Origin of the sequence: Streptomyces sp. CA-249302, assembly GCF_050936785.1 — a bacterium.
In the GTDB taxonomy this organism is placed as follows: domain Bacteria; phylum Actinomycetota; class Actinomycetes; order Streptomycetales; family Streptomycetaceae; genus Streptomyces.
The window spans coordinates 3215669-3239733 of record NZ_JBNJMG010000001.1; the positions used below are offsets into that span (position 1 = coordinate 3215669).

The following is a 24065-nucleotide window of genomic DNA, read 5'->3' on the forward strand; positions in this document are numbered from 1 at the left end:
TGATCAGGTGTGTTCGACGATCGTGTCGGCGAGCACGGGCGCGTCGTCCCGCTCGACCGCGCTCACCGCGACCGTGGTGGACGCGGGTGTGTGCCACATACGGATCCGCAGCGTCTCCCCCGGGTACACCACGCCCGCGAACCGCGTCGCGTACGACCGCACCCGGCTCACATCGCCGCCGAGCAGCGTGTCGACGACCGCCTTGAGCGTCATGCCGTACGTGCACAGGCCGTGCAGGATGGGCCGCTCGAACCCGGCGACCTTGGCGAACTCCGGGTCGGCGTGCAGCGGGTTCCAGTCGCCGGAGAGGCGGTAGAGGAGGGCCTGGTCCTCGCGGATCGGGCGCTCGACGATCCGGTCGGGCTCGCCGGCGGCCGGTTCGAGGCGCGTGGAGGGGCCGCGGTCGCCACCCCACCCGCCCTCTCCCCGTACGAAGATCTGCGCGTCGCTGGTCCACAACGGGCCGTCCGCGTCGGCGACTTCGGTGCGCATGACCAGGACGGCGGCCTTGCCCTTGTCGTACACGGCGGCGATCCGGCCGGTGGCGGTGGCGGTGCCCGCTACCGGGATGGGGCGGTGCAGTTCGACGGCCTGGCCGCCGTGCAGGACCCTGGCGAGGTCGACGTCGACGCCGGGCATGGACAGGCCGCTGATCACGCCGGGCGAGCCGTTGCCCGCGACGGTGGCGAAACTGGGCAGGACGTGCAGCCGGGACTCCAGGGTGTAGCGCAGCTCGTCGGGATCGGTCGCGGGGATTCCCGCGCCGATGCCGAGGTGGTAGAGCTGGACGTCCCTGCGGTCCCAGGTGATCTCGCCGGACCGGGGTTCGGCGGCGAGGGCCTTCGCTGCGTCGATGGGCATACGGCTCCTGGTGGCTCGCGTTGGCTCAAGACCTCGGCGCGGCCGTCCGCACCGTCGGCCGCGACCGAGGTCGTCATCGGGGCCGATCTAGAACGCGTTCCAGTCCGGCGCCCCTTGTATAGCCCAGGGCACCGCACTTGTGAAGGCTACTGACGATGTGTCAGGTCGATGTGTCGGTCGACGGGCCGTGACATTTGTACTGCCCGAGTCCGTACATGCGCCTCTGCCGGGCGGACGCCCTGCTTCATAGCGTCGTAGACATGACGCAGGGGACGGAAACGGCCGCGGTCTCCTTCACGGGGGCGGTCAAGAACTTCGGCGCGGTACGGGCCGTCGACGGCGTGGACCTCGCGGTCGCGCCCGGCGAGACGGTCGCGCTCCTGGGCCGCAACGGCGCCGGCAAGTCGACGACGATCTCGCTGCTGCTCGGCCTGTACGAGCCCGACGAGGGCAGTGTCCGGCTGTTCGGTGGTCCGCCGGAGCTGTCGGTGCGGGCCGGGCGGGTCGGCGCGATGCTCCAGGAGGGGCGGGCGGTGCCCAGGGTCACGGTCCGGGAGCTGGTGGCCTTCGTCGCCGGGCGGTATCCGGCGCCGATGCCGGTCGAGCGGGCCCTTGCGTTGGCCGGGATCGCCGGGCTGGCGGGGCGGCGGGTGGACCGGCTGTCCGGTGGGCAGACGCAGCGCGTGCGGTTCGCGGTCGCGCTGGCCGGGAACCCCGCGCTGATCGTGCTGGACGAACCGACGGCCGCGCTGGACGTGGAGGCGCGGCAGGCCTTCTGGGCGTCGATGCGGTCGTACGCCCGTCTCGGGCACACGGTCCTCTTCTCCACGCACCACTTGGAGGAGGCGGACGCGTACGCCGACCGCATCCTCGTCGTCGACCGCGGCCGGATCGTCGCCGACGGCACGGGTGAGCAGCTCAAGCGCTCGGTGGGCGGCGGCCTGGTCGCCTTCGACCTCGCGGGCCGCGGCGCGGCGGGGTTGGAGCTGCTGCCGGGCGTACGGTCGATGGAGGTGCGGGGGGATCGGGCGCGGCTGCGGACGGACGACCCGGATGCGACGGTGGTCGCTCTGGCGGGGCTGGGGGCGATACGGGGGCTGTCGGTGGCGCCGGCTTCGCTCGAGGACGCGTTCCTGACACTGACCGCGGGTGGCAGGGACCGACTGTCGCCCTCACCGCCCGGGGCTCCGCCCCGGACCCCGGACGGGCTGAAAATACCGACAGCTGGAGAGGTGCCGTAATGCTGGACTACCTGCGGCTCGAAGTGCGTCGTACCCTCCGTGACGTCGGGTTTGTCGTCGGTGGGATCGCGATGCCCGTACTGATGTATCTGTTGTTCACCAACCTCGGTGCCAGCGACGGGAGTTGGAAGACCGGGGCGATGGTGGGGATGGCGGGCTACGGGGCCGTCGGGTCCGCCCTGAACACCGGGGGCGGGGTCGCCGAGGACCGGGCCATCGGGTGGTTGCGGCAGTTGCGGGTGACGCCGATGACTCCTCGGCAGGTGGTGGTCGGGCGGGCGTTGACCGGGTCGGTGACCGTGTTGCCCGCGATCGTCGCGGTGCTCGCCGCCGGTGGGTTGCTCAACGGAGTTCGGCTGGACGTCTGGCAGTGGGCGGCGATCGCGGTGCTGCTGTGGCTGGGCTCGGTGCCGTTCACGCTGCTGGGGCTGGGCAACGGCTACCGGCTCACCGGGCAGACCACCGGCGTGGCCAACATGGCCTGCAACCTGGGTCTGGCGGTGCTCGGCGGCCTGTGGTTCCCCGTCGCGCTGTTCCCCGACTGGCTGCGCGCCCTGTCGTCGTACACCCCCACCTACCGCTTCGCCCAGCTGGGCACCTCGGTGGCGGAAGGCCATGCGCCGGCGCTCGGCGCGATCGCCGTACTGACCCTCTGGCTGCTGGCTTTCGGTTCGTACGCTGTGCTGTCGTACCGCCGCGGCGCGGGCACCAACTGACCGGGGGAACGGGACATGGACTGTGGCATGACATGGCGGCAGCGGGTGATGGCCCAGCTGTTGGTCTGGCAGTACTCGCGCGCGCTGTGGAAGGAGGAGATGGAGGAGTACAAGGAGGCGCGGAAATCCTCCCGGAGGGGCGGCCGGGAGCCCGAGCACCCGGGCCCGCCGGCCAGCGGCTTCTCGCTCATGCCGTGGCTGCTGATGGGACTGGGCGCCCTGTCCAACCTCTTCCAGGGCAAGACCCCCAACCCCTGGATCGGCGGCCTGGGCCTGCTCACCTTCAACTCCCTCTACATCTATGTGGCGTTCCGCTCCTTCGACAAGCAGAAGCGCCGCGAGACCTCCACCCGGGTCGCCCTGCTGCTGATGTTCCTGCTGACCACGGGACTTGCCGTCGGATACGGCGACAACTGGCTGCTGTTCTTCCCGCTGCTGGGCCTCGCGACAGGGGCGACCCTGCGCGGGCCGTGGCTGGGCCGGGTGGGGCTGCTGCTGGCCGGCTTCGCGGGCGTCGTCTCAGCGTTCCGCGACGCCTCGAACGCCATGACCATCGCCTACGGCACCTTCCTGTCCACGATGGTGACCGCCGCGATCCTGTCCCTGTCCGAGGCGGTACGGGAACTGCGCGCCGCCCGCGAGGAGTTGGCCCGCCGCGCGGTGGAGCAGGAGCGGCTGCGGTTCTCCCGCGATCTGCACGACCTGCTCGGGCACACCATGTCGGTGATCGTGGTGAAGTCGGAGGCCGCCCGGCGGCTGGCCCCGCGCGACCTGGACGCGGCGCTCGCCCAGATCAGCGACATCGAGTCGGTCGGCAGACAGGCGCTCACCGAGATCCGCGAGGCCGTCACCGGTTACCGCGAGGGCAGCCTCGGCACCGAACTGGACCGCGCGCGCTCGGCGTTGGACGCGGCCGGCGTCGAGTCCGTGGTCAAGCGCTCGGGCACACCGCTGGCCCCGCAGACCGAGGTGCTGCTCGGCTGGGTGGTGCGCGAGGCGGTCACCAACGTCGTCCGGCACGCGGCCGCGACCCGCTGCGAGATCACCGTGCACGGCACCGCCGAGTTGGTCCGGCTCACGGTCGCCGACAACGGCGACGACACCCCGGCCGACCGGTCCGATGTCACTCCCGACGGCACCGGCGGCACCGGTCTGAAGGGCCTGACCGAGCGCCTCGCGGCGGCCGGCGGCTCCTTGCGGGCCGGCCGGTCACCGCGAGGCGGCTTCACGGTCACCGCCGAACTCCCCGTGGAGCCCGGCGGAGTCCTTGACCCCGAGGTGCTTACGGCGCCCAGGGCGAGCTGACCACCCAGCTGACGTCGTCCGTCCAGGAGGTGGCGCTGTCGAAGTCGTTCGAGCCGCCGTCGCTGGCTATGTAGACGTTGAGGTTGTAGTGGCGGAGGAATCTGGTCGGGTAGTTGTACGAGGCGAACGAGGTCCCCGTGCCGCTCTTGCCGGTCGTCGGGCAGAACGTCGCGTCGGACCTGAACAGGGCCGTGCCGTTCATGGGTTGGCGGTAGAGCTTGTAGTTGGAGTGGCGCAGGAAGTCGCCCGGGTAGTTGCGGGACTCGAACGACACGCAGGAGCTGTCGGCCAGACCGCGGCGGACGATCCAGGTGGCGTCGCCCTTGTCGAGCGCGGAGCTGCTGGAGGTGATCGCGGAGACGACCGCCGCGTTGTTCTGGTGGCGAATGTAGTCGCCGGTGCAGCACGCGGTGGTGGCGCGCAGCGAGATCTCCGAACCGGCGGTCAGTGAACCGGTCGAGCCGGTCGAGCCGCCGTACCCGACGGAGACGATGTTGGACTGGACGGCGTTGTCGGCCGCGTCGGTCGGGATGCCCGAGGTCATGACGCCCTCGAAGAACGAGCCGATGGAGCCGTTGCTGTTGTCGCCGCCGGTGCCGAGGACGATCGCGCCCTCCTGGTGCATGGGCGAGTATCCGCCACCGTTGACGGTCGGTTCACCGCCGGAATACGTCGTGGTGAGGCTGCCCGATTGCGCATTGCCGTATTTCAGAGCGAAATGGTCCTGGCCGTTGTTCTTGAGCAGCGCGGTCACGAACGGCAGTGCTCCGGTGCCCGTGTTGGACGTGTTCGTGCTGTAGCCGAGATTCGACTGGAACAGGCCGTTCTCCAGGTCGGCCTGCACCCAGGGGCCGCCGCCGTAGCAGGGCGAGAACCAGCACTCGGTGCCGAAGTTGATCGCGTCCATGTGCCCGTTGCCGGTGTCCTTGTTGTTGGTCTCGGCGTTGCCGTAGTCGAAGCAGCAGCTGCCGTTGACGTGCGTGCCCGAGGTGACCATGTACATCCCCTCGGCCCCGCCGTTGGTGGCCACCCCGGACGTCGAGTTGTCCCGGTAGCCCATGCCGGCCGAGATCTCCAGGCCGTAGACCTGGTGGCCGCCGACGGTCACCGGCAGCGCGTCCGCGGGCGCCCCGACATCGGCCGCACCGGCCCCGCCCGCGCCCTCGACGGTGAGGTCGTTGTGGCGCGCGGACTGGTCGTAGATCTCGGTGATGATGCAGGTCGTGCCCGAACAGAAGGAGTCCTGGGCGGCCGCGTTGGCATAGCCGCCGGCGGCCAGCAGCCCGACGTTCGCGGTGGCGCCGTCCGAGGCCCGCTGCACCTGGTAGAGCGAGCCGTTGTACGAGGCGTAGAGCGCCCTGACGAGGCTGTGCGCGGCGACGCAGGGGGTACCCGCGGCGGCGTAGACGTCGCAGGGCAGCGAGCTCGCGGCCTGGGCCTGCGGGACTCCGGCGGCGAGCGCGAGGATCGTGACGAGCGCCGACAGCGCCGCCAGGATCGCGGTTCTGAGCCTTGGAAACACGGTGGACCTCTTCCCTGTCCGATATCCCGGACACCGTTCGACCGAAATACCGAACCTATTTCGCGGATCGAAATACCGAACAATTGGAGAGGGGTAGCGGACAGTAATTGCAATGGTGAACTCCCAATGCAGAGGCGATTGTTGGGCCGTTGCCGAAGACCGTCAAGACTCGCGGAACAGAACTATGTCGAGTCTTTGAATTGCACCGCCGCCCGGCGCGCGCTCTACCCTTGGCCCGTGGACGAGATGCCCCGGGACCACCGCCCGGCGAAGAGCGTGAGGGTCCTGCTCGCCGAGGACCAGGGAATGATGCGGGGCGCGCTCGCCCTGCTGCTCGGCATGGAGGCGGATCTGGAGGTGGTCGCCCAGGTCGCGGCGGGCGACAGGATCGTGGACGCCGCGCTGACCCACCGGCCCGACGTCGCCCTGCTGGACATCGAACTCCCGGGCCTGAGCGGCCTGGAGGCGGCGGCCGAGCTGCGCGAGGAGGTCCCCGACTGCCGGGTGCTGATCCTGACCACCTTCGGCCGGCCCGGCTATCTGCGCCGGGCCATGGAGGCCGGAGCCGCCGGCTTCCTCGTCAAGGACGGGCCCGTGGAGGAGCTGGCGGCCGCGATCCGCCGGGTGCTCACCGGCGAGACCGTGATCGACCCCGCGCTGGCCGCGGCCGCGCTCAGCGCCGGGCCGAACCCGCTCACCACCCGCGAGTGCGACGTGCTGAAGGCGTCCGTGGACGGCGCGACGGTCGCGGACATCGCCGAGAAGCTGCACCTGTCGGAGTCCACGGTCCGCAACTACCTCTCCGCGGCCATCGGCAAGACCGCCACCCGCAACCGGATGGAGGCGGTACGGGAGGCCCGCCGGCAGGGGTGGCTGTAGGACCGCCCGCTCCTCCGGTCCCCTACTTCGTCACCTCCGCCGACTTGTAGGACGTGTCCTTCGGCGCGAGGCAGACGAACCAGTTGACCGGACTGCCGTCGGCCGGGCGGATGTTCAGGTCGCCCATGTTGATGGAGCCCGGGTCCTTGGTGGGCCGGACGACCATGCTCGTACCGTCCTTCCAGGTGCAGGTGACCTCCCGGGCCGTCTTCGCGACCTGGCCGATGACGAGACGCCGGGGCCCGCTGTCGCCCGTGAGCGGGACCGCCGCGGATTCGAGGTCGGTGCCGGTCATGGGGCCCCAGCGCTTCACCGTGTCGAACATGACCGTCTTCTGCGGCCCGGCGTCCCCGTAGGTGCGGGTGACGAAGTACGAGGTCCTGCCGACCAGGTCGGACGACTGGGAGGTGTCCGCCGGCGAGAGCCCGTACAGGGCCATCGCCGCGTACTGGGCCTCGGCCTCCCCCTTGTTGCGCGGGGCGTCCCACACCTGGAGGTCGACCTCCCACTGCTTGCCGTGGTCCATGCCGAGCGCGAGTGGCGAGACGCGGGGCTCGTCCACGTGCCGCGCCTTGGGCTTGGGCACCGTCGGCTGGGTCGCGACCCGTGCCGGGCCGTCCCCCTCGCCGGGCAGCCCCGCCAGCACCAGGGTGGCCCCCGTGGAACCGGCGAGCACCACCGCGGTGGCGGCCGCGACCGCCCAGCGCCGCGCCCTGCGCCGCCGTCCGCCGCGCAGTACCGCCTGTACGGGGGCTATGCCGATCTCGACCTCGTCCGCGGCGTCCGCGAGGAGCAGGGCGATGTCCGTCTGTGTCATGTCGTGGTTCCTCTCCCGGTCCGCGCTCATCACTTCCGCCTGCCCTGCGTCACCGTCTCGGCCAGTCCCGGTATGGCGCGGAGTTTCGCGATCCCCCTGGCCGCGTTGCTCTTCACCGCGCCGACCGAGCAGCCCATCGCCTCGGCCGCCTGGGTCTCCGTCAGGTCCTCCCAGTAGCGAAGGACGACCGCCTCCCGCTGCCGGGGCGGCAGCCCGGCCAGCGCCTTCAGCAGGACGCCCCGGTCGTCGGCCTGGGCGATGCGGTCACCGGTGTCGGCGATCTCGCGCACCAGGCCCGAGTCGTCCTTCGGCGCCAGGAACTCCCGCAGCCTCCTGCGGTGTTTGCGCGCGTGCGCGTTGATCATCACGCGCCGTACATACGCCTCCGGATCGTCCGCGGCGGCGACCTTGCGCCAGGCCACGTACACCTGCTCGAAGGTCGACTGGACCAGGTCCTCCGCGGCATGCTGCTCCCCCGTGAGGAGAAATGCCGTACGCATCAGCCGCGGCCAGCGGCCGATGAAAAAGCTCTGGAACTCCGTGTCCCGAGCCTCCCTGCGATCCCCCATGGGCACCTCCTAGATACAAGAAGGAGTCCATGGACCGTCCGGACCGTTGCCTCACTTCTCGGAGATTCTCGCGGACTCCCCTCCCGCGGACGCCCCTCCCGCGGGCTTCCGCCCCGGCAGCCACACCAGCATCAACACCGCTCCCGCGGCCAGCACGCCCGTCCCCGTCCGGAACACCAGCGCGTACCCCTCGGTCAGCGCCCCCAGCGTGGGGCTGTCCCCGGTCCGTGCCGCCGCGATCGTCGACATCACCGCGAGTCCGAGCGAACCGCCCATGGTCCGGGACGTGTTGACCAGGCCCGACACCAGCCCGGCCTCCCCCGGCGCCGCCCCCGCCGTCGCGAGCGAGGCGAGCGGGGTCGCGGTGAGGCCGGCGCCCAGCATCATCAGGATGCCGGGGAACATGATCTCGGTGAGGTAGTTCCCGGCCGGCGTCATCAGCGACTGCCAGCCGAAGCCGACCGCCGCGACGACCGTGCCGATCACGGCCACGTTGCGCGCGCCGAGCAGCGGCATGAAGCGCGGGGCGGCCTTGGAGCCGAGCAGCACCGCGAGCGAGCTCGGGACCAGCGCGAGACCGGCCTCCAGCGGCGTGTACCCGAGCACGTTCTGGGCGTACAGCGTCATGAAGTACCACATGCAGAACATCGCGGAGCCGCACAGGAACATCGCCACGTTCGCCGAGGACACGGCCCGCGACCGGAACAGCCCGAGCGGCATCAGCGGGGCCGCCGTACGCGCCTCGACCAGCAGGAACACGCCGATCAGCGCGAGCCCCGCGACCAGCGGCAGCAGCGTCGCGGCCGCCGTCCACCCCTCGGCCTCGGTCTGCGAGATGCCGTACGCGAGGGTCCCGAGCCCGGCGGTCACCAGCACCGCGCCCGGCAGGTCCAGCCGCCGCCCGTCACCGTTGCGGCTCTCCGCCAGCCAGCGCATCGAGCCGGCCAGCACGACGGCCCCCACGGGCACGTTGATCAGCAGCACCCACCGCCAGGACAGCCCGTCCACCAGCGCCCCGCCGACCAGCCCGCCGGCCGCACCGCCGCCGGCGCCCACCGCGGTCCAGGTCGCTATCGCCCGCGCCCGCGCGGCCCCCTCCGGCACGGCCGACGTGAGAATCGTCAGCGTCGACGGCGCGAGCACCGCGGCCCCGAGCCCCTGCACGGCCCGCGCGACCAGCAACTCGCCGCCCTCCTGCGCGAGCCCGCCGCCCAGCGAGGCCAGCGTGAACAGGGCGAGCCCGACCAGGAACATCCGCTTGCGCCCGTACAGGTCCCCGGCCCGTCCGCCGAGCAGCATGAACCCGGCGAAGGCGATCGCGTACGCGTTCACCACCCACTGGAGGCCCTGCGCGCTCAGCCCCAGGTCGGTCCGCATCGACGGCAACGCCACGTTGACGACCGACACGTCCAGCACGACCAGGAACTGCCCGGCACAGGCGAGCGCCACCACCAGCCAGGTGGGGGGCGCGGAGAGGCGAGGGGTCCGGGTGACGTCGGTGGCTTCCAGCATGGCTGTCATGCTCTCAACCCGCCGACGGTCCTTGCATCGGGATTTCGCCGGGCCCGGCCCTCGGTCGCAAGGCCTAGGCCCGCCGTACGAGCGTCACAACGGCCGCCCCGCCGAGCCCGATGTTGTGCGCGAGCCCGACCCCGGCCCCCGCCACCTGCCGCTCCCCCGCCTCGCCCCTCAACTGCCAGACCAGCTCGGCCACTTGGGCGATCCCGGTGGCCCCCAGCGGATGCCCCTTGGAGATCAGCCCGCCGGACGGGTTCACCACCCACCGCCCGCCGTACGTCGTCGCCCCCGACTCGACCAGCTTCCCCGACTCGCCCTCCCCGCACATTCCCAGGGCCTCGTACGTCAGCAGCTCGTTGACGGAGAAACAGTCATGCAGTTCTACGACGTCCACGTCCTCGATCCCGAGTCCGGACCGCTCGTAGACCTGCCGGGCCGCCTCCCGCGACATCGGCTGTCCGACGACGTCGATGCACGAGCCGGACGCGAAGGAGTCCTCGGTGTCGGTCGTCATGGCCTGCGCGACGATCTCGACGAGCCCGGTGAGCCCGCGCTCCTCGGCGAACCGTTCGGACACCACCACCGCGGCCGCCGCGCCGTCCGAGGTCGGCGAGCACTGGAGCTTGGTGAGCGGACGGTGGACGGTGCGGGCGGCGAGGATGTCGGCCACCTCGTACACGTCCTGGAACTGCGCGTTCGGGTTGTGCGCGGAGTGCCGGTGGTTCTTGGCGGCGACCGCGGCGAGCTGCGCCTCGGTGGTGCCGTACTTCTCCATGTGCTCACGGGCCGCGTCGCCGAAGATCTGCGCGGTGGGCGGCGTCATCTCGAAGCCGTGCCGGGCGGCCATGATCCCGTAATGCCGGGCGACGGGAGAATGGGAGAAGTCGCCGCCATCAGCCCCTCCCCCCAGCGCCCCCTTCTTCATCTTCTCGAAGCCCAGGGCCAGTACGCAGTCCGCCGAGCCGCCCTCGACCAGCTGCCGGGCCAGCATCAGGGCGGTCGAGCCGGTGGCGCAGTTGTTGTTGACGTTGTAGACGGGGACGCCGGTGAGACCCAGCTCATAGGCGGCGCGTTGGCCGGCGGTGGAGGGCTGGAAGCAGTAGCCGACGGGAACCTGTTCCACGTCCGTGTACGCGACCCCGGCGTCCGCGAGCGCCGCGCTCCCCGCCTCCCGCACCATGTCCCAGTACTGCCAGTCACGGGTCTCGGGCTTCTCGAACCTGGTCATCCCGACCCCTGCCACATATGCCCTCATGGCGCGCGAGACTAGAACACGTTCCACAAACTCACCAGCCCCTGACGGGAGATCAGATTCCCATGGCCGGGTCAAGAATCGATTAGGGGCCCGAAGCAACGGAATAGTTGCCTGTGTATACGAGGTTTACCCAGCACTTATCTCGCACAGCTCTCTGTTCCGTACGGCCTGGAGGCCTCCCGCAATGACCCACACGACGACCGAACAGCCCGCCCGGCGGGCGAGCAGGGCCCTGGTCCCCGTGCTCGCCTTCGCGGGCATCGTGGTCGCGGTGATGCAGACCCTGCTCGTCCCGGTGATCAAGGACCTGCCGCAGCTGCTGGACACCGCGCCCAGCAACGCCACCTGGGTCCTCACCTCGACCCTGCTCTCCGGCGCCGTGGCCACCCCGATCATGGGCCGCCTCGGCGACCTCTACGGCAAGCGGAAGCTGCTGATCCTCAGCCTCGCCGTCATGGTGGTCGGCGCGCTGGTCAGCGCCCTCACCAGCCAGCTGCTCACGATGATCGTCGGCCGTACGCTCCAGGGCTTCGCGATGGGCGCGATCCCGCTCGGCATCGGCCTGATGCGCGACATGCTGCCCCGCGAGAAGCTCGGCTCCGCGATGGCGCTGATGAGCTCCTCGATCGGCGTCGGTGGCGGCCTCGCGCTGCCGCTCGCGGCACTGATCGCCCAGCACGCCGACTGGCACGCCCTCTTCTACGGCGCGGCGGGCCTCGGCGCGCTCTCGATCGTCCTCACCCTCCTCGTCGTACCGGAGTCCCCGATGCGGGCGAAGGGTTCCTTCGACGTGTTGGGGGCACTCGGCCTGTCCGCCGGTCTGGTGCTGTTCCTGCTGCCGATCACCAAGGGCAGCGACTGGGGCTGGACTTCGGGCAGCACGCTCGGCATGTTCGCCGCGTCGGCCGTCGTGCTCGTCCTGTGGGGCGTGTTCGAGCTGCGCTCCGAGGCGCCCCTGGTCGACCTGCGCACCACGGCCCGCCCGGCCGTCCTCTTCACCAACCTGGCCTCGATCATGGTCGGTGTCTCGTTCTACGTCGTCTCGCTGGTCCTTCCCCAGCTGCTCCAGCTGCCGAAGGCGACCGGTTACGGCCTCGGCCAGTCGATGGTCGTCGCGGGTCTGCTGGTCGCTCCGCTGGGGCTGACCATGATGGTCACGGCGCCGGTGTACGCGCGCCTCTCGGCGAAGTACGGCCCGAAGGTCACCCTCATCCTCGGCATGCTGATCATCGCGATCGGGTACGGCGCGGGGCTGGGGCTGATGAGCGAGGCCTGGCAGAGCCTGGTCATCGCGGTCGTGCTGGGTGCGGGGATCGGGCTCGCGTACTCGTCGCTGCCCGCGCTGATCGTGGGTGCGGTGCCGGCCTCCGAGACGGGGGCGGCGAACGGGCTCAACACCTTGATGCGGTCCATCGGTACGTCGGTGTCGAGCGCCGTGATCGGGATGGTGCTGGCCAATACGGCGAACAACGTCGGTGGGGTCGAGATACCGACCATGCACGGGTTCCGGGTGTCGTTCCTCATCGCCACGGGTGCGGTGGCCGTCGGGTTGCTGATGGCGCTGTTCCTGCCGAAGGCGAATCGGGCGCCTCAGCTGCGGGCCAGCAGTGAGGAGGAGGCGGGGATCGCCAACGCCGAGGCCGTGCTGCGGGGGTTCCGGGGGCGTGTGCTGGATGCCTCCGGCGAGCCGGTTGCCCGTGCCAAGGTCACGCTGATCGACCGGCTGGGGCGGCAGGCGGGGGCGGCTGTCTCCGACGAGGACGGCAGCTATGCGCTCGCCGTGCCGGCGCGGGGGCCATATGTGCTGGCCGCGCGGGCCTCCGGCCATGGGCCGCTTGCCTCCTCTGCGACTCATTCCGGTGAGGAGTTGGCTGTGGATCTGGATCTTTCGCTGCCCGGGGAGGTTGTCAGCGCCTAGGGATCGGGGGATCTGTGGTCTGGCGGCGGATGCGCCGTCGTGGCTTGTCGCGCAGTTCCCCGCGCCCCTGAAAACGCTGCGCGTACCCCCTGTCGAGATGATCGGCAGGGGGTACGACAGCATGGGCGGGCTGAGTGTCGTACGACTGGAAGGACCCCCATGGCAGAGCCCTCGCCCGAGATCCTGGCCGCCTTCGAGAAGGCCAAGGGGTTCATGCCCGCGCACGAGGGGCTCGCGCTGTACGACGCTGCTGTCGAAGCCGGTGCCCTCGGCCTCCCCCTCCTCGAAGTCGGGACGTACTGCGGGCGTTCGGCCGTCCTGCTCGCCGATGCCGCTCGGCAGGCCGGCGTCGTCGCTCTCACCCTCGATCATCACCGCGGGAGCGAGGAGCAGCAGCCGGGGTGGGAGTACCACGACCCGGAGACCGTCGATCCGGAGCTCGGGGTGATGGACACGCTGCCCACCTTCCGGAGGACTCTCCACCGGGCCGGGCTGGAGGAGCACATCGTCGCCCTCGTCGGGCGGTCTCCGCAGGTCGCGGCGTTCTGGAACTCGCCGCTCGGGCTCGTCTTCATCGACGGCGGTCACACCGACGAGCACGCGGGCGCCGACTACGAGGGGTGGGCACCCCATGTGGCCGAAGGCGGGCTGCTGCTCATCCACGACGTCTTTCCGGATCCCAAGGACGAGTTCACCGGTCAGGCGCCGTACCGCGTCTACCTCCGGGCCCTGGAGTCCGGCGCCTTCACGGAGGTCTCGGTGACCGACTCGCTGCGCGTCCTGCGGCGGACGGGCACAGGTATCTGATCTACAGTGGCCCCCTTCAGCATCCGGGGGGGTGTCGGACATGAACATATGGCCGTGGGGACGGCGCAAGAGAGCGCTCGCGCGGGCCGAGAAGGCGTTGCGGGACGCGGCGGCGGGATTCTACGAGGTCGAGGCGGCCACCCGCTGGACCGCCGCACGGCGCGAGGAACTGGTCCGTTTCCTGGATCAGGGGCACGGACTGAGCCGAAACGCCATGGCGATGCCCATCGAGGCCGCGCAGCGGCAGGTGGCCCACTTCGACACCGTCTGCCCCGAGTACTTCGCCGACCTGGACGCGCAGACGCCGCTCGAGAAGCACGCCACGCCGGAGGAACTGGACGAAGCCACGCGCGTGCTCGACAAGTGGGCCCGCTCCTGGGAGTGGGCCCTCTCGGGCTATCACGCGGCACGGGAGGGCTCCGACTACCTCGACATCACCCTCATGGATTTCTTCGGTGAGTGCCGGCCGATTCTGACCGCGGCCTCCGCCTCCATGGCCGCGGCCCGCCTCGAACTGGACGCGCTCGCCGAGCAGTGCGTCACCAGCCGGCCGCTTCGTCGCTCCCTGCGCGAGGCGGAGGGAGAGCTGGAACGGCTGGCCGACGGCCGGACGAACCTCGAGCGCCGCTCGGACATCGCCGCGCGCGGCCGTCGTCTGCACGCCGAAGCCGAGGACATACGGCGCCGGATGCGCGACGCGCGACCACGGCTGGAGTTCCTCGACCGCGCTCTCCCCACGGAGGCCGCGGTCGGCCCGTAAGGTGGCAGACGTGTCGTACGTAGGCCCGGACTTCGATCCTCCCCAGCCCCGCCGTCCCCGGCGCAGCCCCCTGACCGTGGCGGTCGCCGCGCTGGTGCCGGGGGCCTTGTTGGGGTGGCTCGTGTACGAGGCCGTGGGTGGGGCCGGGGGTGACGGCGCCTCCGACCGGGCGACGGTACGGACGTCCACGTCCGCGACGTCGAACAGCGCCGCGGCTTCCCCGAGCGACGACGACAAGGAGGCGAGTCCGAGCACGAGCCCGAGTCTCGTCAGCCCCACCTCCTCCGCGCCCGCCGCCTCCGGGCCGCTCAAGGGCAAGGTCGTCGTGATCGACCCGGGGCACAACTCCGGGAACTTCCAGCACACCGCCGAGATCAACCGCAAGGTGAACATCGGCACGAACTGGAAGGAGTGCGACACGACGGGGACCTCGACCAACGGGGGCTATACGGAGGCCCAGTTCACGCTCGACGTCTCGCACCGGCTGAAGGCGCTGCTCGAGAAGCAGGGCGCGACCGTGAAGTTGACCCGGGACACCGGCTCCCCGGCCTGGGGGCCCTGCGTCGACCAGCGGGCCCGGATCGGCAACCTCGCGCGCGCCGACGCCGCGATCTCCATCCACGCCGACGGGGCCGCGGCAGGCGACCGCGGGTTCCACGTCATCCTTCCCGGTTCCGTCCACGCCGGCGCCGCCGACACCCGCGCCATCGTCGCCCCGTCCTCCGACCTCGGCGTGCGGATCGCGGGCAACTTCGTCCGGGTGACGGGCGAGCCCCCGTCCAACTACATCGGCGACGGCACCGGTCTCGTCACGCGTAAGGACCTCGGCGGTCTCAATCTGTCAACGGTTCCGAAGGTGTTCATCGAGTGCGGCAACATGCGGGATAGCAAGGACGCGGCACTGCTCACCAGCGGAGCCTGGCGACAGAAGGCGGCACAGGGGATCTCTGAAGGAATCGTGAGTTTCCTGCGCGCTTCGTGATCGGCGGGCTGATCTCTGCGGACACCCTGGTCGGGTGGACGATAGGGTCTACCGACGACGAGACGACCTACGAAGGACCTGAAGTGAATATCCGCTCCCTCAACCGAGGCGACGGCGTGTTGATCGGGGCAGCGGTACTGCTGTTCATCGCGTCGTTCCTCAACTCGTACACCGTCTCCGGGTACGACATCGACGTGAACGCCTGGGACAGCCTCGGCATGGGCCTGGGCATCTACATGGCCGGCGTCGTCGGCGCCGCCCTCATCGTCGTCAACCGCGCGCTTCCGCAGCCGCGCAAGGTCGCCGGACTCGACCTCGGAGTGGTGGGCACGGGCTTCACGGTCATCGTGGCGTGGAGCCTGTTCTGGTGGCTGGTGGACAGCGGCAAGGGCACCAGCCCCGCCGCCGGTCTCATCCTCGGCTTCATCGCCGCGCTCGCCGCGGCGGGCGCCGCCATCGCCACCCCGCTGGTCCCGGCCCTCCAGGCCGCGCTGATCCCGGCGCCCAAGCCGCAGGCCCCGCAGCCGTACGGCGGCCAGCCGCAGCCGGGCGGTTACGGCTACCCGGGTGCCCAGCAGCCGCCGTACGGCGGTCAGCCGCAGCCCGGCCAGCCCTACGGTGCGCCGCAGCCGCAGGCCCAGGCGCCGCAGCCGGCCGGGGACTTCTCGCCGTTCTGGTTCGCCGTCCCGGTGGCGCGGCCGCTGTTCGCGGAGGACGGTTCGCCGACGCCGATCGCCGAACTCGCCCCCGGCACCTGGTACCTGGCCGTCGAGCAGCGCGGTCCGGGCGGCCTGGTCGCCCAGACGCAGGACGGCCGCCGCGGTGTCCTCCAGGACACCTCCGGCATCCAGCGCGGCTGAGCCGACGCCGTACGACGGCCCCCCGCCCTTCCGGGCGGGGGGCCGTTGTCGTACAGTCGCAGCTCGCGGCCGTAGCTGATGAACCGTCAGATATCGCCCCTCACACACCCGCTGGAGGCGCCATGCGACTCGGTCTCGCCCTCGGCTACTGGGGCCGCGGCCCCTCCGCCGACCATGTACCGCTCGCGCAGGAGGCGGAGCGGCTCGGGTACGACTCGGTGTGGACGGCCGAGTCGTGGGGTTCGGATGTCTTCACGCCGCTCACCTGGATCGCGGCGCAGACCTCGAGGATCAGGCTGGGTACGGCGGTTGCGCAGATGGCGGCCCGGTCGCCGACCACCACGGCGATGCACGCGCTCACCCTCGACCATCTCTCCGGCGGGCGGATGATGCTGGGGCTGGGGCTGTCGGGGCCGCAGGTGGTGGAGGGGTGGTACGGACGCCCGTTCCCGAAGTCGCCGCTGACGGCGACACGGGAGTACGTCGATGTCGTACGGCAGGTGTTGCGGCGCGAGGGACCGGTCGCGCTGGAAGGGCGGTTCCACTCGCATCCGTACCGGGGCGAGGACGGGACCGGGCTGGGCAAGGCGCTCAAGCCGATCACCCATCCCCTCCGTCCCGACCTGCCGATCCTGCTCGGCGCGGAGGGGCCGAGGAACGTGGAGCAGACGACGCGGATCGCCGACGGCTGGCTGCCGCTGTACTGGTCGCCGACCCGGCCGGACGTGTACGGAGCGGCGATCGAGACCCTTCCGCCCGGCTTCCTCGTCGCCCCGCTGGCCCGGGTGCAGGTCTGTGACGACGTCGCCGAGGGGCTGCTGCCGGTCAAGACCATGCTGGGCTTCTACATCGGCGGCATGGGCCACGCCTCCCGCAACTTCCATGCCGACCTGATGGCGAGGATGGGGTACGAGGAGGAGGCTCGCCATATCCAGCAACTCTTCCTGGAGGGACGCCGGGAGGAGGCCGTGCTGGCCGTGCCGGACGCGTTCGCCGACGAGATCTCCCTGGTCGGGCCGCGCGAACGGATCGCGGAACGCCTGGAGTTGTGGCGCAAGGGGCCGGTGACGGACCTGCTGGCACTGGCCCCGGACCGGGAGACGCTGCGGGTGCTGGCGGAGCTGAACTCCTAGTTGCCCCCGCGCTGGACGGTGGGACCGGGTTCGCCCGCGACAGCGGCGGCGAGGTCCAGATAGGACTTCACGGTGCCTTCCCTGAGGCGGGAAAGGTCGATTCCCTGGCGCTGGAACAGATGCGAGTCGAACGGTACGACGACCACCGCACGGCACCGCTCGCGCAGCGGACCGTGAAGAGTCGTGTCCCTCACCGAGTGCTTGCGGCCACCGAGTCGGGCCATGACGGCAACGGCGTTCTCCGCGAGTGTGCCCCACCCCCGTTCGCGGAGTGTGCGGAGGACTCTCAGAGCGTCGGCGACTGAGCTCTCCGTGTCCCGGCAGCAAAGGATCAGACGGTCTGTCAGCTCCAGTACCACGTCGGCGGGCGAGTCGAGCCGGAACATGGCCAGGTCGGTCAGCACCAAGGGGTAGTGCCTCGCGGCCAGGGCGAGGACCCAGCGGTACTCGTCGGCGTATGCGGGACTCGGAGTGGAGTGGAGGGCACGGTAGGCGAGGATCTCCAGGCCGGAGGGCGTGATGCTCGTGTGACGCCGGATCTCCTCGTATCCCGAGTCCAGCGGCAGTCGGGTCAGTTGGTGCGGTGTCGCGGGGGCCTGCCGGGTGAGGTAGGCGTGCAGGTCGCCCCTCCCGGGCGCGCCGTCCACAGCCAGTACGGGCTCGCCGCGCACTGCGGTGAGGAGCGATCCGAGAACGACGGTCGTCGTCGACCGGCCGCACCTCGGATGGGCGCCGATCAGGGTGATACGTCTGCTGTGGGTGAGAGTGGTGCGGACGTCGGCCGGCAGGGAACCGTGTGCGGTGCGGCCGGTGCCGAAGTCGAGGCGCAGGGGGGATCTGCGGCCGAGGCGTGGGAGGGGGGTGTCTCGCGCGCGGCGGGGCATCAGCGGCGGAAGCGCCGCTTTCCAGCCTGGCGGGGCCGAGGTGTACGTGGCCGGCCCCGGACCGCTGCGCATGGCCTGCGCGATGGCCACGTAACGGGCGAGCTTGTCGGCCATCTCCACGGCGGTGGGCCGGGCGGCCGCATCCGGTGAGAGGCACTGCAGGACGGCTTCCCGCAGCGGCTGCCAGGTGTCGCCCTGCCACATGTGCATGCCTTCGGGCAGTCCCGGCAGGGGCTTGCGCGGCCGGCTGCTGATCAGCCGCAGCAGCTCACCGAGGGATCGTACGTTGTCCTCCGGTGTCGGTGGCGCACCGGAACCGTGGTACTCGCCGTCGACGGCGCAGTCCGAGAGGCCGGTGAGGAGCACGGAGCGTTCCAGGACGACCACGGAGTCCGGGGAGAGGTCGGCGGGCGCCAGTCCGCTCAGGTGGCAGATGCTCAGCGCGGTCGCGAGATGCCAGCCCAGGACAAGGCTGGCGAGGATGTCGAAGGCTCCGGAGTCGTTGGGGCCGGTGTAGTCGAGCAGTTCGCCGAGCCGGGGCGGCTGGGCGTTCGACCGCCCGACCGACGGGAAGACCTGCATGGCGATCCACGGGGGTTGGCCGTCCAGGCTCGCGGCCAGGAGCGCGGGAACGTAGCGGCCGTTCATCCTTCGCAGTGCCTCGGCCTCGGTGGCCAGGAGTTGCTCGGTGGAGGCGGGCAGATCGGGGCGGACGGTGCGCACCGCCACCTCCTCGCCCGCCCGGTCCAGAGCCAGATAGACGGTGGTGCGGCCGCCCTGTCGGCGGCCACGCAGGGCGTAGGGGCCCAGGTTCGCTGGGTCCTGGGAGGACAGCGGGTTCCAGATCGGGGGCCGTACGACCCGGTGTGTGGGCGAAGTGACGGTCGGGGACGGCAGGGTGACGCCGAATCGGGCCATCAACCGTCGCTCGACGACGGTGAAGGACGGAAACGCGGCCGGCAGTGTGTCCGAGCCCTCCGGATGAGCGAGCCAGGCGGGGAAGTCCGGTGAACGACCCGCCAGTTCTTCGAGACGGCGCCCGATGCGGCGGCTGGTGCGCAGCAGTTCGCCGCTCGGCACGGCGTCCAAGAGCGCGCTCTTGCACTCCTCAGTGAAGTCGAAGACACGATGCTTGGCCGGCAGCGGCCCGGGAACGGGGGCCGGAAACGGGTGGATCAGGCCGCTGAGGAAGACCTCGGCCAGATGCGAGGTACGGGCCCGCCACGGTACGGCGGACTGCACCAGGCGCATAACCGGTACGGACACCGGGGACACCGCCGCCAGGTGTGCGGCGAGCCGGTACGCCTCGGGCGTCGCGGCGTCCCGGAAGTGCTGGACGCTGTTGACCTCGCGGGACGCGGTGATGGGGGCATGGCGTTTCGGGCGGGCCAGCAGGGGGAGTTCGACGGTGGTGCCCGGCGAGGTCAGCAGCCGCGTCCAGGCCCGCAGGGAATCGGGCGTGGGCTCCAGAACGGGAATCGGAACCCCGGTGAACCCGACCCACTGCCGGGGCAGCACCCGATCGGTGATCTCCCAGGACGTGTTGGCGCCGCCCGGCCGGCGGGTGGTGGCCTGCCAGCGGTCGGCCTGGATGCCGGAGCCGTCCCAGTGGTCGGGCGACAGCGTGTGCAGGATCGCGACCGGGCCGCAGGCCGCCCAGTGCAGCAGGATGTCGTGCATGGCGCCACGCCGCCAGGCCGCCCCCATGCCGTCGCTGACGACGAGGACGAGGGTCTTGCCGGAGGGGTCGCGGAGAACGGACGGGGACATCGTGGAGCTGTCGGCGCCGAAGGGCTGCCCGTGCAGCGTCGGTGGCCCGGCCGTGCGGGTGTCGATGCCGCGGATCTCGATCGACCGGAAGGCACCGAGGCGCTGCATCGCCGTCAGCAGCTCGGCGGTGAGCCGGTGCCACAGCAGCATGGAAAGACCGTCGTCGATGACGATCACGAGCTGGAGCCAGCGCTCGGGCGTGGGACGCATCACGACATCGGGCAGCCGGGGTTCCTCCGCCAGCCGCGATGCCGTGGCCGCCTCATCCAGCTCTTCGCGCCACGGACTGGGATGCTTCTGCTTCAGCGGGCGCAGCGCCCGGCCGATCACCAGCTCGTTGCGCAGGGCCTTCTCCTCGGGGACGAGCAGGGGCAGGGCAGGTTTGCCCGGGTCCGACAGGGTCTGCAGCACGCGGTCCGGCAGGAGAGGCGGCAGCGCGGCAGCGTGCAGCTCAGGGGCGTTGAGGCTGGTCAGGTCGGAGTCCGCAGGGGTGATGTCGGCTTCCTCCGCGGTGTCATCGCCTGCCGTCGGCCGCTCCTCCGCCACGGCCGGCGCCGCCGTGGTCGTCCTCCGCAGTGCGCGTTGGAGCGGCAGTTGGTCGTCGGCCGGGCTCGACAGGCGGCCGGCCAACCAGAGCGTGTCCAGGACTTCCTGCGGGTCGAGCTCGTGCCCCGCACGCCTGAGGACGCCGAGAACCGCGCTCAACCGGCCTGCACCGGCCGCCACGGTCAGACCGTCCCCGTGAGCTGGTGAAGCACGGCGTCCAGCAGACCCTCGGCGTCGAGATCCACCCCGCCGGTCCGCAGGAAGACCGCGTTCAGCAACTGGTCGGTGGCTAGTTCCCCCGGCGCCCGCCGCCGCAGGAAGGCCTGCAGCAGGTCCTCTACCTGCTCCAGCACATCGGGCCCGAGGTGGGCGGCGACGATGGCACGCAGTCGATCCGCGTCAGGAGCCGGAAGGTCCAGGCGGATGCAGCGGCGCAGGAACGCGGGCGGAAAGTCCCGTTCGCCGTTGCTGGTGACGATCACGACGGGGAACTCGGTGCACTGAACCTGGCCCGCGTGCACGCGGACGGTACCCCGGTGGTCGTCGGTGAGCACCTCGACGTCCGCCATGTCCTCGGGCAGCCGGGCCAGTTCGAGGATCTCGAAGACGCCTTCCTCGAACACGGTCAGCAGGTCGTTGGGCAGGTCCACGTCCCCCTTGTCCATCTCGTCGACCAGCAGAGCCCTCGGAGTGTCGTGCGGGGCCAGGGCCGTGCCGAGCGCGCCGAGCCGGATAAACGTGCCGATGGACGGTTCGGCCTCGCCCCGGTCCCGGCTCAGCGTGGTCTCCCGGAGCCGACCGATGGCGTCGTAGTGATAGAGCGCGTCCTGCACGTTGGAGCGGCTGTTGACCGGCCACCGCAGCACCTCGCCGAGGTTCAGCTCATGGGCGACGGCCCGTGCCAGTGACGACTTCCCAGTGCCGGCGGGGCCGGTGACGAGCAGCGGCCTGCGCAGATGGAGAGCGGCGTTGACGATGTCCGCGTGCTCTGGAGCGATGAGATACGGAAGCGGTGCGAGGGGGCGCCCTGGCGTCTTGAAACGGCGCCACGGGGGTGCAGGCGGCATGGTGACCGACCTAGGTACGTTGTCGCCTCGGAAGATGCGCCAACTGCCGTTCGATGACGTGCTCATGCGCTCTCCCGAGGCTCCGACAGCTGCAACCGGGGCACCGTACGGTCCGCGTCCGCCCAGGCCAGGACGGGGTGGCCGGTGTACTCGTGCGGTCTGTTGATGGTCCTGGCGCGGTAGGACCGCACCTCTTCCGGCAGTGCGCGGGCCGCCACCAGGGCCATCCGCTCGACGGCATGCGATTTCGGTGTGCCTCCGCGGTCCCACACCACTACGGGTACCCCCATCATCAGGCAGGTCTGCACGATCTCGTCACGGGTGTGTGGGGGGACGACGTCCACGAACACCCGGCCGGCATCCTTGTTCTCCATCAGCGCGCCGTAGACCTCCCGCCCCTGGGCGGCGTCCTCGAAGCGCAGCGATACGTCGGCGTCGAGACGTCTCCAGCGGTTGCGCCAGTCGGACAGGAAACGTTCGTACCGGTACAGGAGTTCCGGGCAGTTGACCACCAACGGGTACTCGGCACCGAGCACCCCCGGGACCAGGTCGTCGGGGTCGGCGCTGTTCCACTCGTCGATCGGAAGGTTCAGCCCGTCCCGGTCCACGTGCACCTCCACCAGGGGCCGGCGGCCGTCCTGAGCCGCCCGGTCGAGCGGCTCCAGCACCCGCAGGAGTTCGCGTGCCATGCCAGCTCCGTCGTACGTGGCGTCACCGTCCGTCGACACCTGCCGGGGACCGCTGCCCTCGTCGCACCAGACCCGCAGTCGGTAGCGGTCCGCTGCCGTACCGATCACCTGTGCCAGTACCCGTGACGGCACGGTCCGCCGCTGCTGGGTGCGGGCCCAGTCCTCGGCGTCCGAGCGGCGTTCGGCCAAGGATGCCGTGGGGATGCCCAGCCGGGCGATGACGCCGCTGCTCCACAGTCGGAGATCGGCGCGCTGGGTGGGCGTGCATAGGACGGCCACGTACTCGATCACGCGCAGCAGGCCGGGTACCCGCAGACCGTCCGCCTCGGTGCGGCTGTCGCCCGGAAGGGACTCCAGATGGGCCACGAGCCCGTCCAGGGTGTCGTCCCGGAAGGCGGCGGCCAGTGGCAGCGCGGCCCGGACCGCTTCGGGCAGGCGGGCCCTGACCTGGGCGGGCAGCAGGTTCAGGGTGTGCATGAGCTTGCGGTGTTCTCTGGGCGCCAGCAACTTCGGGATCCGGGAGAGCCGTCCCGCCGCCAGCAGTTCCGGTACCGCCCCCGGGTCTCGGCGGTGCAACACGTCAACGAGCCCGGCCAGGGCACGCGGCTCGGTGATCAGCAGTCCCGCGAACTCCTCGGCCGTGGGCGCGGAAAGAGCATCGGGGGGACCATACCCGCACAGCTCAGCCACAGCTCGGGCGTGGTCGCCGCGCAGGCTGGGGGAGGGCATGAGCCTTTCGAGCAGGTCCATCAGCAGCGGCAGGGCCGGATCCTCCGGGTCGGCCACCGGCACGTCGAACAGCGCGGCGGCCCCGACGGCGCGCAACTCGCGCTCGACCCGCTGCCAGGGGATTCCCCAGCTGCGCCGCGCGATGAGCTGGGAGCTGAACGACTGGGGCAGACCGGTCATCGGATCGGCGGACGCTGATATGACGGCGGCCACGATGCCCACGACGGCGTTCTGGCTGACCGACCAGAGCGGACCGCCGCTGTACGCCGGGCCGATAGCCATGCCCGTCGAGTCACCGTCCATGTACCCGATGTCCCCGTCGCAAGTCTTGACCCGCACATCGGCGAACGAACCACTCAACCCGGTGCCGTGCCAGGCGCGCAGCGACTGCCCGGGTTCCATGGGCAGCCACTCCGGCAGCGGCACAAGTGTTCCCGGCATCGTCTCGAACTGGAGGACGGCCAGGTCACCAAGCCATTCACGGTCTTCCTTCTCGCGCACGCCGGGCGTGCCGTCCCGGCGGCGGGCGGGAACCCAGTGCAGGATCCGCGCGCTGTGCCGCGCGGCGCCGGAAGGGCTGTGCAGTGCGACGGGAACGCTTCGGTCGGTCGGGGGTCGAGTGTCGAACGGGGTCCTGCCCAAGGCGTCATTGACGACGTGAGCACATGTGAGCACCTGATCGGGGGCCAGCAGGACACCCGCTCCGACGCTCATGCCCGTGGTCGTGCCCAGCACTGCGACCACGGAGTACCGCGGATCCGCCGCCACCGATCGAGCGGCCTTCAGGAACCAGCTCATGCATCAGTCCGCGCTCGGAGCCGGCTGCCAGGTCGCCGAGATCGTCAGATGGGCCTGTCCGTTGCCACCTACGATGCCGAGCTTCAGATCGTGCCCGACCTGGACGCCGAAGGTGACGTTCACCTCCTGCGGAGGACGCCCCGAGGCGACGACCGCGTCATGCACCTCTTCGAGGAACGGCCCGAGCGGACGCAGCGTGCTGCGCAGGGTCTCCAGAGCGAACGCGGCGACCGCCGGGCCACCTCGGGACACCGGGATGACTTCCCCCATGCCCTCCGGCAGATCGTCGGCCGGCGCCGCACGAGCGGGGGTTCCGCCGTCCTCGGTCAGTTCCAGACGCACAGGCGTCCCATCGGAAAGGCGCAGTTCGCCGAAGCTCGACACGTTCCCATTGTGCGAATCGCCGACGGTCGCGACAGCCCTTTCGCCCGATTCAAGT

20 protein-coding genes are annotated in these 24065 nt (G+C 70.9%); 10 read left to right on the forward strand and 10 right to left on the reverse strand.

The features are described 5' to 3' along the window. Positions 1–3: 3 nt before the first annotated feature. Positions 4–861, reverse strand: coding sequence for a MaoC/PaaZ C-terminal domain-containing protein (locus ACQEWB_RS14450; RefSeq protein WP_432830821.1), 858 nt, complete (start codon positions 859–861; stop codon positions 4–6). A gap of 260 nt (positions 862–1121) precedes the next feature. Here ACQEWB_RS14450 and ACQEWB_RS14455 point away from each other — a divergent pair, with 260 nt between their 5' ends. Genes ACQEWB_RS14455 through ACQEWB_RS14465 form a run of 3 tightly spaced genes read left to right on the forward strand, consistent with a single transcriptional unit; the run spans position 1122 to position 4123 of the window. Continuing rightward, a complete protein-coding gene (locus ACQEWB_RS14455) occupies positions 1122–2102 on the forward strand; it encodes an ABC transporter ATP-binding protein (protein ID WP_432830823.1) in 981 nt (326 codons plus the stop codon). Then, positions 2102–2818 carry an ABC transporter permease gene (locus tag ACQEWB_RS14460; protein WP_432830825.1) on the forward strand — a complete coding sequence of 239 codons (717 nt, stop codon included), beginning with the start codon at positions 2102–2104 and terminating at the stop codon, positions 2816–2818. Before ACQEWB_RS14455 ends, ACQEWB_RS14460 begins: the two co-directional genes overlap by 1 nt. 27 nt (positions 2819–2845) lie before the next feature. Then, positions 2846–4123, forward strand: coding sequence for a sensor histidine kinase (locus ACQEWB_RS14465; protein WP_432830827.1), 1278 nt, complete (start codon positions 2846–2848; stop codon positions 4121–4123). On the opposite strand, the gene ACQEWB_RS14470 is transcribed toward ACQEWB_RS14465, so the two are convergent. Further along, positions 4101–5645, reverse strand: a complete 1545-nt coding sequence (locus ACQEWB_RS14470) for an alpha-L-arabinofuranosidase B (RefSeq protein WP_432830829.1) — start codon at positions 5643–5645, stop codon at positions 4101–4103. The genes ACQEWB_RS14465 and ACQEWB_RS14470 overlap by 23 nt on opposite strands. A 246-nt stretch (positions 5646–5891) precedes the next feature. Here ACQEWB_RS14470 and ACQEWB_RS14475 point away from each other — a divergent pair, with 246 nt between their 5' ends. Further along, positions 5892–6524: a response regulator gene (locus ACQEWB_RS14475; RefSeq protein WP_432843815.1), complete on the forward strand. Its 633-nt coding sequence runs from the start codon at positions 5892–5894 to the stop codon at positions 6522–6524. Positions 6525–6546: 22 nt separating this feature from the next. Here the strand turns inward: ACQEWB_RS14475 and ACQEWB_RS14480 are convergent, their stop codons facing one another. From ACQEWB_RS14480 to ACQEWB_RS14495, 4 genes are all read right to left on the reverse strand, one after another. After that, positions 6547–7341, reverse strand: coding sequence for a hypothetical protein (locus ACQEWB_RS14480; RefSeq protein ID WP_432830831.1), 795 nt, complete (start codon positions 7339–7341; stop codon positions 6547–6549). Positions 7342–7370: 29 nt separating this feature from the next. Then, the gene (locus ACQEWB_RS14485) at positions 7371–7910 is read right to left on the reverse strand and encodes a SigE family RNA polymerase sigma factor (protein WP_432830833.1); all 540 of its coding nucleotides are present in this window, start codon (positions 7908–7910) and stop codon (positions 7371–7373) included. 51 nt (positions 7911–7961) lie between these two features. After that, positions 7962–9422: a DHA2 family efflux MFS transporter permease subunit gene (locus tag ACQEWB_RS14490; protein WP_432830835.1), complete on the reverse strand. Its 1461-nt coding sequence runs from the start codon at positions 9420–9422 to the stop codon at positions 7962–7964. Positions 9423–9495: 73 nt separating this feature from the next. Beyond that, a complete protein-coding gene (locus ACQEWB_RS14495) occupies positions 9496–10683 on the reverse strand; it encodes a lipid-transfer protein (RefSeq protein ID WP_432830837.1) in 1188 nt (395 codons plus the stop codon). Between the two features lie 184 nt (positions 10684–10867). Here ACQEWB_RS14495 and ACQEWB_RS14500 point away from each other — a divergent pair, with 184 nt between their 5' ends. From ACQEWB_RS14500 to ACQEWB_RS14525, 6 genes are all read left to right on the forward strand, one after another. After that, a complete protein-coding gene (locus ACQEWB_RS14500; protein WP_432830839.1) occupies positions 10868–12601 on the forward strand; it encodes an MFS transporter in 1734 nt (577 codons plus the stop codon). Between the two features lie 159 nt (positions 12602–12760). Next, positions 12761–13408 (forward strand): class I SAM-dependent methyltransferase, encoded by a 648-nt coding sequence (locus tag ACQEWB_RS14505; protein ID WP_432830841.1) that lies wholly within the window; start codon positions 12761–12763, stop codon positions 13406–13408. A gap of 40 nt (positions 13409–13448) precedes the next feature. Further along, positions 13449–14168: a hypothetical protein gene (locus tag ACQEWB_RS14510; RefSeq protein WP_432830843.1), complete on the forward strand. Its 720-nt coding sequence runs from the start codon at positions 13449–13451 to the stop codon at positions 14166–14168. Between the two features lie 10 nt (positions 14169–14178). After that, positions 14179–15150: an N-acetylmuramoyl-L-alanine amidase gene (locus ACQEWB_RS14515; RefSeq protein WP_432830845.1), complete on the forward strand. Its 972-nt coding sequence runs from the start codon at positions 14179–14181 to the stop codon at positions 15148–15150. A gap of 83 nt (positions 15151–15233) precedes the next feature. Beyond that, the gene (locus tag ACQEWB_RS14520; RefSeq protein WP_432830847.1) at positions 15234–16010 is read left to right on the forward strand and encodes a hypothetical protein; all 777 of its coding nucleotides are present in this window, start codon (positions 15234–15236) and stop codon (positions 16008–16010) included. A gap of 122 nt (positions 16011–16132) precedes the next feature. Next, the gene (locus ACQEWB_RS14525; protein ID WP_432830849.1) at positions 16133–17143 is read left to right on the forward strand and encodes an LLM class F420-dependent oxidoreductase; all 1011 of its coding nucleotides are present in this window, start codon (positions 16133–16135) and stop codon (positions 17141–17143) included. On the opposite strand, the gene ACQEWB_RS14530 is transcribed toward ACQEWB_RS14525, so the two are convergent. Genes ACQEWB_RS14530 through ACQEWB_RS14545 form a run of 4 tightly spaced genes read right to left on the reverse strand, consistent with a single transcriptional unit; the run spans position 17140 to position 24010 of the window. Beyond that, positions 17140–20523 carry an SAV_2336 N-terminal domain-related protein gene (locus ACQEWB_RS14530; protein WP_432830851.1) on the reverse strand — a complete coding sequence of 1128 codons (3384 nt, stop codon included), beginning with the start codon at positions 20521–20523 and terminating at the stop codon, positions 17140–17142. The two genes, ACQEWB_RS14525 and ACQEWB_RS14530, sit on opposite strands and share 4 nt — an antisense overlap. A gap of 2 nt (positions 20524–20525) precedes the next feature. Further along, positions 20526–21476: an AAA family ATPase gene (locus tag ACQEWB_RS14535; protein WP_432830853.1), complete on the reverse strand. Its 951-nt coding sequence runs from the start codon at positions 21474–21476 to the stop codon at positions 20526–20528. Beyond that, entirely contained in the window at positions 21473–23626 is a 2154-nt protein-coding gene (locus tag ACQEWB_RS14540) for a trypsin-like peptidase domain-containing protein (protein ID WP_432830855.1), read from the reverse strand. Before ACQEWB_RS14540 ends, ACQEWB_RS14535 begins: the two co-directional genes overlap by 4 nt. Before the next feature lie 3 nt (positions 23627–23629). Continuing rightward, positions 23630–24010, reverse strand: a complete 381-nt coding sequence (locus ACQEWB_RS14545) for a CU044_2847 family protein (RefSeq protein WP_432830857.1) — start codon at positions 24008–24010, stop codon at positions 23630–23632. Positions 24011–24065 lie beyond the last annotated feature (55 nt).